Consider the following 14,659-nt stretch of genomic DNA (forward strand, 5'->3'; position numbering starts at 1 on the left):
GTCGCTGCTGACCCGCGTGACGGAGGCAGCACCGCCGCCACTCACTGGACACGGTGGGCAAGGAACCGCAGAAGGCGTTCCCTGCCTCTGAGGCGTGGTCTCACCGATATCTGAAGAGCCGATGAACGATCTAGCGGATTGACGAAAGGGCATTCGAGGCCGATGCCTTCACGTGATCCGCGTGCGGCTGGTGTGGGCAACGCGCCCCACATCAGCTACACGCACCAGACAAACCCGCAGCCGATGTCACCGACGGAACCGACCCCTAATCTGCGCGATTTATACCCCAGGGCCGCCGGTTAGCCAAACCGGCGGCCAGTCGCACCATGGAAGTCCACCGCCATCCATATCGACCACGCCGAAAGGACTCCGTCACGACGCGTCCACAACCTCATACAGACACACCCGTCTCGGCAATACCTGTGGCGAGGAATCACGCAGCCGCGTATCCGAGATGGAAGAACGGAACAGCACGCTCGAGGTCCGTCTCCGTACGGAGACGAACTTCCAGCGGGCCCGTGCCATGGTGCCCGATATTCGTCACGTCCCGAGTGAATCCGGGAACGAGGTCGACCTCCTGCGGATCCGTATTCAGATAGACCAGCACATGCTGCTTGTGAGTACGGCTCACACATGCGAAGTTCCGCAGCCGCCGATATGCCCGGTACTGCTTGCGCTCCACCTGCGTCACGTCGTCGCCGAGCGACACCAGGACGTCGTCCAGAGCCTCTCGCAGCTCGGCCAGCGGTCCGCCGGCGGCACAGGGCTGCGCGCTCGACGTGGCGGCGCGATCCCGCTTGCGCATGGCACGCCGCTCCTTGGCCGGCGACGTTACGGAGACGACTGTCTCCAGGGCGAGCAGCTCGTGGCCGAAGTAGCGGTAGCGGACGAGGTCGATGTTGCGCTGGATCTCACGGACGGCGTGGACGTCGTACCGGGTGAAGCTCTCCGCGACGCAGATCAGCCTGGGCGCGCTCCACAGCACTTGAGCCGCCGCCGCTGCCCCGAGGCGTTCGCGGGCCAGGAGCTGGAACTCGGCCCGGTGATCGGTCAGCCAGGAAAGGTAGAAAAGACCCTGCGGGAGCACACCCGCGCTCTGGCCACGCTTGTACTCCACGATGACGGGCGCGCCGTTCTCGTCCAGGCCCAGCGAGTCGATCCGACCGCCGTGCCGGGGACCGGTGCTGTACTCGCTCGCGAGGAAGCGCACGCCCAGCAGCGCCTCCATGTTCCTCTCGACCAGCTCCTGCAGATGCCGCTCACGCACCGCCGTGGCCGGCACCACCTCCGCCGCGCCGCCACCCGCGACGTTGAACAACCTCAGACTCGACACCCGTCCCCCTCGCCCTCGCGGATCCCAACGATCCGCGGGGACAGGATTGTTTCCGGAGGCGTGAGCGCACGTCAAAGGACTTCGCGGGTCGTGCAGCGCTGCCTGTGCAGGCCCCTCGTCCTACCCAAACGCAGCCGCCCGTCGACCGGACTCAAAGCCCAGTCGACGGGCGGTTTTGTGCTCGCCAGCCACCCTCCCGACGAGCGTCAAACGAGCGTCAGGAGAGCGTCACGAGCGTCATTTCAGCGTCAGAAATTCGCCCCTACCGCCCATAGTGCACATAATGCACATCGGGTAAAACCGCAGGTCAGGCGAGGTTTCCCGTGGGCTTAAGGATGGCGACGCACTCCACATGATGCGTCATCGGAAAGAAGTCGAACGCCCGCAGTTTCACCGGCTTGTAGCCCTCTTCCGCGAAGTACGCCAGGTCGCGGGCCAGCGCCGCCGGGTCGCAGGCCACGTACGCGATGCGGCGGGCGCCCAGCGACGCCAGGTGGCGGACCGTCTGCTTGCCGGCGCCCGCGCGCGGGGGGTCCAGGACGATGATGTCCGCCTCGTCGATCCGCGTGCGCGGCAGGACCTGCTCGACCTTGCCCTGTTCGATGCGGACCCGCTCCAGGTCCTTCAGGTTGTGGCGGGCGTCCTCCACCGCGCGCTTGCCCGACTCGATGCCGAGGACCGCGCCCTTGTCGCCGATGCGCTCGGCCAGCGCGCCCGCGAAGAGGCCGACGCCGCAGTACAGGTCGAGGGCCATGTCGCCCTTGCGCGGCATCAGGCCCTGCATGACGGCCTTCACCAGGGTGTCGGCGGCCTGCGGGTGGACCTGCCAGAAGCCGCCCTCGCCGACGCGGTAGGTGCGGCCGTCCGCGCGCTCGCGCACGAAGGCGCGGCCGTGCACCGGGTGGACCTGCTTGTCCTTCTCCCCTACGCGCAGGACCGAGACCGGCTTGTCCAGCTCCACGATCGGCAGGCGGCCGCCCGGCCGCGGCGTGAGGACGACCTGGCGGTCGCCCGAGCCGGAGGCCGCGATCGCCTCGACGGCGGCCATCTGCGGCCACTCGCGCTTCTCGATGCCCAGCTCCGTGACGCCGGGGGCGGCGATCAGGCAGCGGTCGATGACCTGGACCTCGTGCGAGCGGTGCTTGCGCAGGCCCGCGTGGCCCTCGGCGTCCACCGCGTACTGGACGCGGGTGCGCCAGGCGGGGACCTCGCCGGGCGGGAGCTTGTCGCCCTCGGCCGGCATCACCGTGCCGTCCCAGCCGGCCTCCTCGGGCGTCAGGCCCGCCAGGCGCATCAGCTGCTCGGCGATGACCTCGCCCTTGAAGCGGCGCTGAGCGCCCGGCTTGGCGTGCTGCCAGTCGCAGCCACCGCACTTGCCGGGGCCGGAGAAGGGGCAGGGGGCCTCGACGCGGTCCTTGGACGGTTCGAGGATCTCCACGGCGTCGGCGCGCAGGAAGCGGGAGGTCTCCTCGCCGTCGGTGATGCGGGCGACGACCCGCTCACCGGGGAGCGCGTGGCGGACGAAGAGGACGCGGCCCGCCTCGGTGCGGGCGACGCAGTGGCCGCCGTGGGCGACCGGGCCGACCTCGACCTCGTACTCCTGGCCGACCAGCGATTCCTGCGGTTCGGTCTGCATGGCGGGTCGGCTCCAGAGGTTCAAGGGTGCGGCGGGACAACAGCCGTCCAGTCTACGTCCCGCCGCGGGTCCCCCGTGACCTCTGTTGATCTCTACTTCTTCGTGGCGGTCTTTTCCTTGCGGGGCTGGACGACCGGGCCGCGGCGCACCGACCCCGGGGCGTCCCACTCGGCGCGCTTGCGGGCCCGCTTCTTGGCGGCCTCGGAGGAGTCGAGCTGCCAGGGCACCGAGGTGACCATCACCCCGGGGGTGAAGAGCAGCCGGCCCTTGAGCCGCAGCGCGCTCTGGTTGTGCAGCAGGTGCTCGTACCAGTGGCCGACCACGTACTCGGGGATGTAGACGCTGACGACGTCGCGCGGGCTCTCCCGGCGCAGGCGCTTGACGTACTCGATGATCGGCCGGGTGATCTCGCGGTAGGGCGAGTCGAGGACCTTCAGCGGGACGTCGATGCCGCGCCGCGCCCACTCCTCGTGCAGTGCCTTGGTCTCGCCGTGGTCGACGCTGATCGTCAGCGCCTCCAGGGTGTCCGAGCGCATCAGCTTGGCGTAGGCGAGGGCGCGCAGGGTCGGCTTGTGGATCTTGGAGACGAGGACGATGGAGTGCACGCGGGAGGGGCGTACGGCCTCGTCACCGGGCTCGTCGGCGACGGCGATCTCCTCGGCGACCCGGTCGTAGTGCTTCCGGATCGCGGTCATCGTGGCGTAGAAGATCACCATGCCGAGCAGGGCGACCCAGGCGCCGTGGGTGAACTTCGTCAGCAGGACGACGACGAGGACCAGGCCGGTGAAGAAGGCGCCGAAGGTGTTGATCGCGCGGGAGCGGACCATGTGGCGGCGCTTGGCGGGGTCGCTCTCGCCGAGCAGGTGGCGGTTCCAGTGCCGGACCATGCCGATCTGGCTGAGCGTGAAGGACACGAACACGCCGACGATGTAGAGCTGGATCAGGCGCGTGGAGTCGGCGCCGTAGATGAAGACCAGTATCGCGGCGGCCCCGGCGAGCAGCACGATGCCGTTGGAGAACGCGAGGCGGTCGCCGCGGGTGTGCAGCTGGCGCGGCAGGTAGCGGTCCTGGGCGAGGATCGAGCCGAGCAGCGGGAAGCCGTTGTAGGCGGTGTTGGCGGCCAGGAAGAGGACGAGGGCGGTGGCGGCGGCGAGCACGATGAAGAGGAACGAGCCGTTGCCGAAGACCGCCTCGGCGACCTGGGAGATCACCGGGTTCTGGGTGTAGTCGTCGCCGACCGGGGTGCCGTCCTTGAGCAGGTCGGTGGCCGGGTGCTCGGCCATGCGCACCTTGGTGGCCATGGCGAGGCCGATGATGCCGCAGAACATAGTGACGGCGAGGCCGCCCATGAGGGCCAGCGTGGTGGCGGCGTTCTTGCTCTTGGGCTTGCGGAAGGCCGGGACGCCGTTGCTGATCGCCTCGACGCCGGTGAGCGCGGCACAGCCGGAGGAGAAGGCGCGCAGCAGCAGGAAGACGAGCGCGAAGCCCGCGAGGCCCTGGTGCTCGGCGTGGATGGTGTAGTCGGCGGTGGGGGCCTTCATGGTCTCGCCCATGAGCAGGCCGCGGATGGCGCCCCAGAAGATCATCACGAAGACGCCGCCGACGAAGACGTACGTCGGGATCGCGAAGAGCTTGCCGGACTCCTTCACGCCGCGCAGGTTCATCAGCGTCAGCAGCACGATGACGCCGACGGCGCAGGCCGTCTTGTGCTCGACGACGAAGGGGATGGCGGAGCCGAGGTTCTCCACGCCGGAGGAGATGGAGACCGCGACGGTCAGGACGTAGTCGACGAGCAGGGCGCTGGCGACGGTGAGGCCCGCCTTGGGGCCGAGGTTGGTGTTGGCCACCTCGTAGTCGCCGCCGCCGCTGGGGTAGGCGTGCACGTTCTGGCGGTACGAGGCGACCACCGTGAACATCAGCACCACGACCGCGACGGCGATCCACGGGCTGAAGTGGTAGGCCGACACGCCTGCCACGGAGAGGACGAGCAGGACCTCGCCCGGCGCGTACGCCACCGAGGACAGCGGGTCGGACGCGAAGACGGGGAGGGCGACGCGCTTGGGGAGGAGGGTCTCCCCCAGCTTATTGCTGTGCAGCGCCCGGCCGATAAGGATCCGTTTGGGCAGGTCGGTCAGTTTGGACACGCAGAGGATCGTAAACGTTCGGTAACGCGCGCGCCCACCCGCCACCCGCCGGAAGGCGAATACGGCCCGCGCCGCACCCGGTCCCGGCGGCGCGCGGCGGGCCCGCGCGCCGCCGCCCGTCAGCCGTGGAGCAGGACGGGAAGGGCTCGGTGGCCGTTGGAGATGAAGGACTCCACGGGCCGCAGCTCCCCGGGGACGGTGGCGAGTCTCATACGGGGGAAGCGGGCGAAGAGGGCCGGCAGGGCCACGGCGGCCTCCAGCTTGGCGAGCGGCGCGCCGAGGCAGTAGTGGACGCCGTGGCCGAAGGCGAGGTGCTCCTTGGTGGCCCGGGTGATGTCGAAGCGGTCGGCGTCGGCGCCGTGCAGCTGCGGGTCCCGGCCCGCGGCGGCGTAGGCGGCGAGGATGGCGTCGCCCTTGGCGATGGTGACGCCGTCGAGGGCGATGTCCTCGGTGGCGTAGCGCAGCGGCAGGTTGGCGACGGGCGCCTGGACGCGCAGGGTCTCCTCGATCACCGCGTCCCAGTCGGCCGCGCCGGTGCGGACGAGCTCCAGCTGCTCGGGGTGGGTGAGCAGGGCGTGGATGGCGTTGTCGAGGAGGTTGACGGTGGTCTCGTGACCGGCGCTGATGACGAGGAGCAGGGTGTCGATGAGCTCCTGCTCGCTGAGCCGGGAGCCGTCCTCCTCGCGGGCGGAGATCAGGACGCTGGTCATGTCGTCGCCGGGGGTCTCGCGCTTGGCGGCGATGAGCGAGCCGAGGAGCTCGTAGATGCGGGCGTAGGTGGCGGTGACCTCCTCCGGGTCGGCGGAGGTGTGGAAGATGCTGTCGACGCAGACCCGCAGGCCCTCGCGGGTGGCCTCGTCGGTGACGCCGAACAGTTCGCAGATCACCTGGATCGGGATGGGGTAGGCGTAGCCCTCCCGCAGGTCGACCGGCGCCCCGGGCGCGGTGGCGGCGAGGCCGTCGAGGAGGTCCGCGGTGAGCTGCTCGATGCGGGGGCGCAGGGCGGCGGTGCGGCGGGCGGTGAACGCCTTGGCGACGAGGGCGCGCAGCCGCTTGTGGTCACCTCCGTAGGCGGTGAACATGTTCTGCACCGCGACCCAGGTGAACAGGGGCCACTCCGGGGAGACCTCGCCGTTGGCCCAGGCGGGCCAGTGCCGGCGGGCGTCCTTGGAGACGCGGGGGTCGGTGAGGAGCTCCTTCAGGAGCGGCTGGGTGGTTATTGCCCACGCCACCACGCCGCCAGGGAGCTCCACGGGCGTCGCCGCTCCCCGGGCGCGGATGAGGGCTGCCTCGGCGTGGATGTCGCTGCCGGTGGGGTCGATCGCGACGGGGCGGAGCTGGCTGTCCATCGGCGCTCTCCAAGGGTGTCGGCCGGCTGGTGGCGGTGGTCGTTCGGTGCGGCGGGCTGCGCGGTGGGGTCCACGGTGGCGGGCCGGGGGCGGGGCGCGGGGCCGCCGGCCGAGGCCGCGAGGTTGTGGACGGGCGGGGCGGGCCGGGCGGGGTGGACCGGCGGGAAGCGCACGGGCAGGGCTGTCAGGGCGCGGTGGAAGGGCCCGGGCCGCCACACCAGGCGGTCGGCGGGGACGGCCAGCTCCAGATCGGGGAGGCGGTCGAGGAGCTTTTCGACGGCGACGGCCGCGATGAGCCGGGCGGCGTCCTTGGCGGGGCAGGTGTGCGGGCCGGCGGACCAGGCGAGGTGGGCGCGGTTGCCGGTGCGCTCGTCGGACAGCAGGGCGGGGTCGGTGTTGGCGGCGGCGAAGCTGACGACGACGGGTTCGCCCGCCGGCAGCGGCACTCCGCCGAAGTCCACGTCGTGCAGGGGGTAGTGGACACCGTAGTTGGCCATCGGCGGGTCGAGCCAGAGGACCTCGTCGAGGGCGTCCTCGACGGGCATGCTGCCGCCGGCCAGGTCGCCCGCGAAGCGGTCGTCGGAGAGCAGCAGCCGCAGGGCGTTGGCGATGAGGTTCTGCTGGGGCTCGGTGCCGGCGCCGATGAGGACGACGAGCTGGTGGATCATCTCCTCGTCGGTGAGCCGGGCGTGGTGCGCCATCAGCCAGGACGTCATGTCGGCCCCGGGCGTGAGGTGCTTGAGGCCGATCAGTTCGACGAGGCTCTGGGTGATCAGGGCGTCGGCGCGTTCGGCGTCCACGCCGTCGAAGATGCCGGAGAACCCCTCGACGAGGCGGTCGCCGAGCTCGGGGGTGCAGCCGAAGAGCTGCTGGAAGACCAGGAGCGGCAGGACCTTGGCGTAAGCGCCCAGCAGGTCGGCCTCGCCGAGGCCGGCGAACCGGTCGATGAGGGTGTCGGCGCTGCGCTCGACGTAGCCGCGCAGGGCGTTGGGGTCGATCCGGGCGAGGCTGTCGGTGACGGCCTCGCGGAGCCGGCGGTGGGCCTCGCCGTCGGCGAAGAGGCAGTTGGGCCGGTAGGCCATCATCGGCACGACGGGGTTGTCGGGCGCGACCCGGCCGTCGGCGAGGGAGCGCCAGCGGCGGGCGTCCTTGCCGAAGATCTCGGGGGTGCGGAGCACTTCGAGGGCGGCCCGGTAGTCGGTGACGAGGGTGGCGCGGGCGCCGGGGGCCAGCTCCACCGGGGCGGCCGGGCCCAGGGTGCGCAGCCGGGCGTAGACGGCGTGCGGGTCGGCGGCGAAGTCGGGCCCGTACATGGGGGTGGGCGGGCCCTGGTGAGCGGGGCAGCCCGGTGGCGGCGACGGCGGCGCGTGGCCGGCGTCGGGGCGGTGGGTCACACGGGCTCCTGGGCGGGGTGGAGGGGGTGGTGCGGCGCGGTGGCCTGCCGGGTCTGGAGGTACTCCACGAGGGAGATCAGCGCGCGGGTGGAGGAGACCCGGTCCCGGGCGTCGCAGGTGATCAGCGGGGTCTCGGGGAGCAGGTCGAGGGCCTCGCGGATCTCCTCGTCGGGGTGCGTGGGGGCGCCGTCGAAGTGGTTGACGGCGACCGCGTAGGGCAGCCCGTGGTCCTCCAGCAGGCCCATGACCTCGAAGGACTGCTCCAGGCGCCGGGTGTCGGCGAGGACGAGCGCGCCGAGGGCGCCGCGGGTCATGTCCTGCCAGAGCCGGGTGAAGCGCTGCTGGCCGGGGGCGCCGAAGAGGTACAGGACGAGGCTCTCGCTGAGGGTGAGCCGGCCGAAGTCCATGGCGACCGTGGTGGTGGTCTTGCCCTCGATGCCGGCCAGGTCGTCGACGAGCGCCCCCGCCTGCGTCATGGTCTCCTCGGTCCGCAGCGGCCGGATTTCCGACAGGGAGCCGACGAAGGTGGTCTTGCCGACGGCGAAGTGGCCCACGACGAGGAGTTTCGCGGCGGTCCGTACGGACCGCCGCAGGTAGAACGCGTCGTGGGCGGGGTCAGAGGCGGGCGCGGAGTCCATCGAGCACCTCCTGGAGGATCTGGGCCTCGGGGAGTTCCGCCGAGGGGATGGGGGCCCGGGTGATGAGGTGACCGCTGTCCACGAGATCGCCGAGCAGCACCTTGGTGACGCTGACGGGCAGCACCAGGTGGCCGGCGATCTCGGCGACCGACAGCGGACCGCCGAGGCAGAGTTCCATGAGCCGGCGCTTCTCGGGGCTGAGCCCGGCGAGCGGCCGGTCGTGCTGCGCGATGACCAAGGTGACCAGGTCGAAGGTGTTACGGGTCGGGTACGCGCGGCCTTCGGTGACGACGTACGGGCGTACTAATCCTTGGCCGCGCCTCGGCGTCGGCGGGGTCATGCCGGATTGCCCGCGCCCTGCCAGGTGCCCTGCTGCCGGGGCGGGCTGGTGAGCTCCTTGCCGAGCCGGTCGACGAGCTTCTGCATCCGGTAGGTGACGGCTTCCATGTCGACGTGCTCGGAGGCGGACACGGCGAGGTAGGCGCCGGGGCCGGCGGCTATGAGGAAGACGTAGCCGTGGGCGAACTCCACGAGCGTCTGCCGCCAGGGGCTCTCCTGTCCCTGGCGGGTGCAGAACTCCGCGGTGGAGCGGCTGATCGACTGGAGCCCGGAGAGGGCGGCGGCCTGCCGCTCGGCCTCGTCGCGGTCGATGCCGCCGGAGCGGGCGCGCAGCATGCCGTCGGAGGAGAGGAGGATCGCGTGCCGGGCCTCCGGCATCTTCACGACATCGTCGAGCATCCAGCCGAGCTCGTTGTTGAGGTGGTCGTTCACGCGGGGGGTGTCCCTTCGTCTTCGGGGGTGATGGCGGCTTGGGGTGCGGGGTCGCCCGACCGTCCGGAGCGGGTGCCGCGGGCGAAGGCGCCCATGCGGCGGGCGGTCTCCTCGGCGCTGCGCTCGGGCGGCGGGCCGGCCGGAGGCGGCCCGGACGGGCCGGGCCGGCCGGTGGGCGCCCCGGCCGGCATCGCGCCGGGGGTGTCCGCGGGCGGCGGGGCGTAGGCCCGCTGGTGCTCGGCGGCGGGCTGGGCGGCCCGGCGGCGGCGTTTGGGCAGGCCGCCGGCGGTGGAGCCGGTGACCTCGGCGGCGGGCGGGAGCCCCTCGGGGGCGGCGGGCTGCTGCGGGACGCGCGCCGGGGGCGGCGCGGGGGCCGGGGCCGGGGGCCGCGCGGGGGTGCGCGGGGTCCGGTCGGGCCGCGGGGCGCGGTCCGGGGGCGTCAGCGGGGTGGTGTCGGGCCCGTCGATGTCGAGGTGGGTCAGCAGCGCGCTGGGCAGGAACAGCACGGCCCGGACGCCGCCGTAGGGCGAGCGGGTGTCGACGGAGACGCTGAAGCCGTAGCGGGCGGCGAGCACGCCGATGACGGGGAAGCCGAACTGGGGCGGGTCGCCGAGGCGGGAGACGTCGACGGTCCGCTGGCCGGACAGCAGCTCGGCGGCGCGCCGGGTCTCCTGGCCGTCCATGCCGACGCCCGCGTCGTCGATGACGACGCAGGCGCCGTTGTGCACGGGCTGGAGGCCGACCTCGACGCTGGTGTTGGGCTGGGAGTGGCGGGCGGCGTTGTCGAGCAGCTCGGCGACGGCGAGCACCACGGGCTCCACGGCCCGGCTGACGACGGCGATGTCGGCCTGGCTGTGCACCTGGACGCGCCGGTAGTCGCGGATGCGGGAAGTGGCGCCGCGGACGACGTCGGTGAGCGGGGAGGCGGCGCGCTGCCGGCCGGGCCAGGAGCCGCAGAGGACGGCGATGGCCTGGGCGCGGCGGCCGAACTGGGAGTTGGCGTGGTCGATCTGCAGGAGGTCACGCAGGACATCGGGGTTGTCGTGCCGGTCCTGCATGTCGGAGATGGCCAGCTGCTGTTCGTGGGCCAGTCCCTGGAGGGCGCGCATGGACGCCTTGAGCGCCGCTTTCGCGGATTGGTCGGCGCGGGCCTGCGCCTTGTCGACGGCCTGGGTGAACAGGTCCATCACGGACTGCAGGCCCCGGGCGAAGACGGTGCCGGCGAGCCGCTCGTCCAGCAGCCCGGGCAGGGGCACGGGCTGGCTCATGGAGGCCGACACGGCGGGCAGTCGCACGGTGACGAGGTGTCGGATCTCGGTGTCACGCGCCTCCAGGCTGTCCTCCAGCGCGGCGACGCGCCGGCGCACGGCGGCGGTGATGCCTCGCTGGCGCACCAGCAGCACCGCCACGGCGACCAGCGCGACGGCCAGACACCAGCTCACCACGTCCGGTATGTGATGTGACATCAATTCCTCGTGGGCGCAGGGGGCATGTGGTCAGCGGGGCAGGTCGGGCGTTCTGACATCCGGCCAAAGCGGAATACGCCGATCATCCTAACCACGCCGCCCGACGGGTGGCCGATCTTCGTCCACGCTTTACCGAACAGACATCCGCTTGCCTGTACCGCCTGTGGAGAACGGTACGGAAGGCCGGCAGGGCCGTGGTGTGAGGGGTTGTCAAGCCGCTGGCTGACAGGGGCCGCGGCGCCGCCCATTTCGCCCGCTGACCTGACAAAGCCGGGCCGCGGGACGGCGGTGCGGCGGCCCCGTGGTCCTCCGCTCGGCTCACCGGTACCGCCACGGCCGGCTCCGCCGCGCGGGGCGCGGCACGAGGCCGCGCCGGGCCGAGGGGACGGGGGCCGACATGCTGAAGGTGGTACTGATCTCGGGCAGCCTGCGCCGCGGATCGGTGAATTCCGCGGCGCTGCGGGCGGTGCGGCGCATCATCGTGCGGATGCCCCGGCCCGCCGAGGCCGTGACGCTCCCCATCGGCCGCGTCCCCTTCTACGACGAGGACGCCGAGCGCGCCGGCTCTGCGCCCGCGGCGCAGGCCGCCCGCACCCTGGTGGCGGCCGCGGACGCGCTGGTCATCAGCACCCCTTCGTACAACGCGGCCCTGCCCGGGGTACTGAAGAACACCCTGGACCGGCTGTCCGCCCGGCGGGGTCGAGCCCCCTCAACGGGCAAGGTCGTGGCCGTGCTGAGCGCGTCGCCTCCCGGCGCGGGCCGGCCGGTCCGCACCACGGGCCCAGCCGTCACCTCCGCCGCAGCGGCGGCCGGCCCGTCGCACCTCCCGGCCCGGCGCGGCGTCACCCGCGCGGCACCGGAAAGCGTGGGCGCGGGACCCGGGCGGCGGGCCGATCGGCCCGGGCCGCGGCCCGCCGGGGGCACCGGTCCGGGCACCGGGGTGTGCCCGGACCACCTGGGGCGGGCGGCGGCGAGCGGGAAGGCCGCGGGAGGGGGAAGCCGCCGGGGCCAGTCGGCGGACCGGGGCTCATCCGAGGTGCGGCATAACGGATACGGTGGTGTCATGCGCCGGGTCGGACCATGGTCCACCGGGCGCGTCGCGTCGCAGCCGCGGAGCAGCCGTCACACGCTCCCGCGGGCCCGTGAGCCGTCGTTGAGAACAACAAAGGAAGATGTGAGCAGGTTGTTGGTGCAGGTCAGCGCGGTAGTCCGGAGCACGGGGTAATCGTCATGCACATTGTGATCATGGGCTGCGGGCGAGTGGGCTCGGCCCTCGCGCAGACCCTTGAACAGCAGGGTCATACGGTCGCCGTGGTCGACCAGGACCCGACGGCCTTCCGGCGCCTGGGCTCCGGGTTCGGCGGGCGGCGGGTGACCGGCGTCGGCTTCGACCAGGACACCCTCCGCGAGGCGGGCATCGAGGAGGCGGGCGCCTTCGCCGCGGTCAGCAGCGGTGACAACTCCAACATCATCGCGGCCCGGGTGGCCCGGGAGATGTTCGGCGTGGAGAACGTCGCGGCCCGCATCTACGACCCGCGGCGCGCCGAGGTCTACCAGCGGCTCGGCATCCCGACGGTGGCCACCGTGCGGTGGACGGCCGACCAGATGCTGCGGCGGCTGCTGCCGTCCGGCGCGGAGCCGCTGTGGCGCGACCCGAGCGGTGGTGTGCAGCTCGCGGAGGTGCCCATCGCGGACGCGTGGATCGGCCAGAAGGTCAGCCGGCTCCAGGACGAGACCGGGGTCCGGGTGGCGTTCCTCACCCGGCTGGGCGAGGCGGTCCTGCCGGCGTCCACGACGGTGCTGCAGGAGGGCGACCTGGTGCACGTGATGATGCGCACGGACGAGATCGAGAAGGTCGAGGCGGCGTTCTCCGAAGGCCCCGAGGAGGATGCGCGATGAGGGTCGCTATTGCCGGTGCCGGCGCGGTGGGCCGTTCCATCGCGGGCGAACTGCTGGAGAACGGGCACGAGGTCCTGCTCATCGACAAGGCCCCGACGGCCATCTCGGTGGAGCGGGTGCCGCTGGCGGAGTGGCTGCTGGCCGACGCGTGCGAGATCACCTCGCTCGACGAGGCGGCGCTCCAGCGCTGCAACGTCGTGATCGCGGCGACCGGTGACGACAAGGTCAACCTGGTCGTCTCGCTGCTCGCCAAGACGGAGTACGGGGTGCCGCGGGTCGTGGCCCGGGTGAACAACCCCAAGAACGAGTGGCTCTTCAACGAGTCCTGGGGCGTGGACGTGGCCGTGTCCACCCCGCGGCTGATGTCGGCCCTGGTCGAGGAGGCGGTGAGCGTCGGCGACCTGGTGCGGCTGATGCGCTTCAGCCAGGGTGACGCCAACCTCGTGGAGCTGACGCTGCCGCCGGAGGCGGCCCTGGCGGGGACCCGGGTCGGGGATGTGGAGTGGCCCGAGGACACCTCGCTGGTCACCATCATCCGCGGCAGCCGGGTGCTGACCCCGACCAAGGAGGACGTGCTGGAGGCGGGTGACGAGCTGCTGTTCGTCGCCGCTCCCGCGCGCGAGGAGCAGCTGGAGGACCTGCTGTCGGTGCGCCGCGAGGACGTCACCGGCTGAGCGGGCCGCACATGCCGGGAGGCCCGGGAACCTTTAGGGTTCCCGGGCCTCCCGGCGTTCCGTGCGGCCGTCAGGGGCGCGGCGGCTGTGCCGCCGGCTCGGTGACCGGCTCCTTCTCGCGGTCGCGCTCGGCGGCCTCGGCCGCCTCCATCTCCGCGAAGACGTCGATGGGCGGCGGCGCCTTGGCCAGGAAGATCCAGGTCAGGTAGACCGAGAGCAGCATCGGCGGGATGCCGAGGGCCACCTTCACCCAGCCCAGCTGGGTGGCGTCGCCCCAGAAGTACAGGGGGAAGAGGATCGCCGACTTGGCGAGCAGGATCAGGCCCCAGGCCCAGCTGGCCTTGGTGTAGGCGGCCTTGCGGCCGGGGTTGCGGGTGCGCCAGGAGAGGTTCTCCTTGAACACCGGCCCGAGGATCAGGCCCAGCAGCGGATAGCCGAACAGCGACGTGACGATGTACGCCACGGCCAGCCCGAGGCTGTAGAGCATGCCCGGCAGGTAGAAGTTCTTGGCGTCGCCGGACATCATCGCGAAGACCGCGCCGAAGGCGACGCCGAAGACGCCGCTGAACGCGTGCTTGAGGGTGTCCTTGCCCACCAGCCGGGCGACGCCCAGCAGCACGGACAGGCTCAGCGCGGCGATGGCCGCCAGGTGGATGTCGCGCTTGACCGTGTAGATCGCGACGAAGAGCAGGCCGGGGACGGTCGTCTCGACCATGCCCCGCACCCCGCCGAACGCCTCGAACAGGGCCGCCTCGGTCGCCGATCTGGCGTCGGTGGCGGCACCCTGCTCCTGCTGGTCGGTCGGCTTGTCGAGAGACGTCACCCGCTACTCCTGTCCGAGGGGTCGGAGCTCGTACTTGGGATTGAACAGCACCCTGCGGCCACGGCTCATGGATATCCGGCCGGAGGCGATCAGCTTACGGCCGGGCTCGATGCCGACGATGGAGCGGCGTCCCAGCCACACCACGTCGAGCGCGGCGGAGCCGTCGAAGAGCTCCGCCTCCAGCGCGGGCACGCCGGCACGCGGGCGGAGCGTGACCGTCCGCAGGGTGCCGGTGACCTTGACTATCTGGCGGTCGTCGCAGTCGCGTATTTTGGTGCAGCCCTCTGCTTCCGTGTCCTGCTGCAGCTCGGCGGAGTGCAGGTCCTCCTGCGAGGTGGACAGCCGGTCGAGCATCCGGCGGAAACGGCCGGTCGGCTTCTCGGAACGGGGTACGGCGGTCATGAATCCAGCGTACCGGGGGCCCTCCGGGCCGGGTCACACGGCGGGACGGCTTTCCCCTTGGCCTTCAGGCGTCCTCAATCGCCGGACGGGCTGATCGAACAGCGCCAGGGTGCGTCGGCCGTTCTCGGCA

At 71.9% G+C, this 14,659-nt stretch carries 14 protein-coding genes; 3 read left to right on the plus strand and 11 right to left on the minus strand.

The window, feature by feature from the left end:
* Positions 1 to 433 precede the first annotated feature (433 nt).
* From ABZ951_RS08065 to ABZ951_RS08105, 9 genes are all read right to left on the minus strand, one after another.
* Positions 434 to 1,333, minus strand: coding sequence for a DUF5655 domain-containing protein (locus ABZ951_RS08065; RefSeq protein WP_344089548.1), 900 nt, complete (start codon positions 1,331 to 1,333; stop codon positions 434 to 436).
* A 307-nt stretch (positions 1,334 to 1,640) separates the two neighbouring features.
* A complete protein-coding gene (locus ABZ951_RS08070; protein WP_344089547.1) occupies positions 1,641 to 2,969 on the minus strand; it encodes a TRAM domain-containing protein in 1,329 nt (442 codons plus the stop codon).
* 92 nt (positions 2,970 to 3,061) lie between these two features.
* Positions 3,062 to 5,113: an APC family permease gene (locus tag ABZ951_RS08075; RefSeq protein WP_344089546.1), complete on the minus strand. Its 2,052-nt coding sequence runs from the start codon at positions 5,111 to 5,113 to the stop codon at positions 3,062 to 3,064.
* Positions 5,114 to 5,232: 119 nt separating this feature from the next.
* Positions 5,233 to 6,348 (minus strand): cytochrome P450, encoded by a 1,116-nt coding sequence (locus ABZ951_RS08080; RefSeq protein WP_344089580.1) that lies wholly within the window; start codon positions 6,346 to 6,348, stop codon positions 5,233 to 5,235.
* On the minus strand, positions 6,330 to 7,775 hold the full coding sequence (locus tag ABZ951_RS08085; RefSeq protein WP_344089579.1) for a cytochrome P450: 1,446 nt from the start codon (positions 7,773 to 7,775) through the stop codon (positions 6,330 to 6,332). The genes ABZ951_RS08080 and ABZ951_RS08085 overlap by 19 nt, the downstream gene beginning before the upstream one ends.
* A 77-nt stretch (positions 7,776 to 7,852) precedes the next feature.
* The gene (locus ABZ951_RS08090; protein WP_344089545.1) at positions 7,853 to 8,494 is read right to left on the minus strand and encodes an ATP/GTP-binding protein; all 642 of its coding nucleotides are present in this window, start codon (positions 8,492 to 8,494) and stop codon (positions 7,853 to 7,855) included.
* Entirely contained in the window at positions 8,472 to 8,834 is a 363-nt protein-coding gene (locus ABZ951_RS08095) for a DUF742 domain-containing protein (protein ID WP_344089544.1), read from the minus strand. Before ABZ951_RS08095 ends, ABZ951_RS08090 begins: the two co-directional genes overlap by 23 nt.
* Positions 8,831 to 9,265: a roadblock/LC7 domain-containing protein gene (locus tag ABZ951_RS08100; protein ID WP_344089543.1), complete on the minus strand. Its 435-nt coding sequence runs from the start codon at positions 9,263 to 9,265 to the stop codon at positions 8,831 to 8,833. Before ABZ951_RS08100 ends, ABZ951_RS08095 begins: the two co-directional genes overlap by 4 nt.
* Positions 9,262 to 10,731 (minus strand): ATP-binding protein, encoded by a 1,470-nt coding sequence (locus ABZ951_RS08105; protein ID WP_361279443.1) that lies wholly within the window; start codon positions 10,729 to 10,731, stop codon positions 9,262 to 9,264. Before ABZ951_RS08105 ends, ABZ951_RS08100 begins: the two co-directional genes overlap by 4 nt.
* A 397-nt stretch (positions 10,732 to 11,128) precedes the next feature.
* Here ABZ951_RS08105 and ABZ951_RS08110 point away from each other — a divergent pair, with 397 nt between their 5' ends.
* Genes ABZ951_RS08110 through ABZ951_RS08120 form a run of 3 tightly spaced genes read left to right on the plus strand, consistent with a single transcriptional unit; the run spans position 11,129 to position 13,304 of the window.
* Positions 11,129 to 11,956 (plus strand): NADPH-dependent FMN reductase, encoded by an 828-nt coding sequence (locus ABZ951_RS08110; RefSeq protein WP_361279445.1) that lies wholly within the window; start codon positions 11,129 to 11,131, stop codon positions 11,954 to 11,956.
* Positions 11,957 to 11,961: 5 nt separating this feature from the next.
* A complete protein-coding gene (locus tag ABZ951_RS08115) occupies positions 11,962 to 12,630 on the plus strand; it encodes a TrkA family potassium uptake protein (protein ID WP_344094517.1) in 669 nt (222 codons plus the stop codon).
* Entirely contained in the window at positions 12,627 to 13,304 is a 678-nt protein-coding gene (locus ABZ951_RS08120) for a TrkA family potassium uptake protein (RefSeq protein ID WP_344094519.1), read from the plus strand. The genes ABZ951_RS08115 and ABZ951_RS08120 overlap by 4 nt, the downstream gene beginning before the upstream one ends.
* Before the next feature lie 70 nt (positions 13,305 to 13,374).
* Here ABZ951_RS08120 and ABZ951_RS08125 read toward each other — a convergent pair whose 3' ends face one another.
* Positions 13,375 to 14,127, minus strand: a complete 753-nt coding sequence (locus tag ABZ951_RS08125; RefSeq protein ID WP_344094521.1) for a DUF3159 domain-containing protein — start codon at positions 14,125 to 14,127, stop codon at positions 13,375 to 13,377.
* A gap of 3 nt (positions 14,128 to 14,130) precedes the next feature.
* Positions 14,131 to 14,529 (minus strand): OB-fold nucleic acid binding domain-containing protein, encoded by a 399-nt coding sequence (locus tag ABZ951_RS08130; RefSeq protein ID WP_344094523.1) that lies wholly within the window; start codon positions 14,527 to 14,529, stop codon positions 14,131 to 14,133.
* Positions 14,530 to 14,659: the final 130 nt, after the last annotated feature.

Origin of the sequence: Streptomyces sp. NPDC046215 (assembly GCF_040646215.1) — a bacterium.
GTDB classification, from domain to species: Bacteria; Actinomycetota; Actinomycetes; order Streptomycetales; family Streptomycetaceae; genus Streptomyces; species Streptomyces stramineus.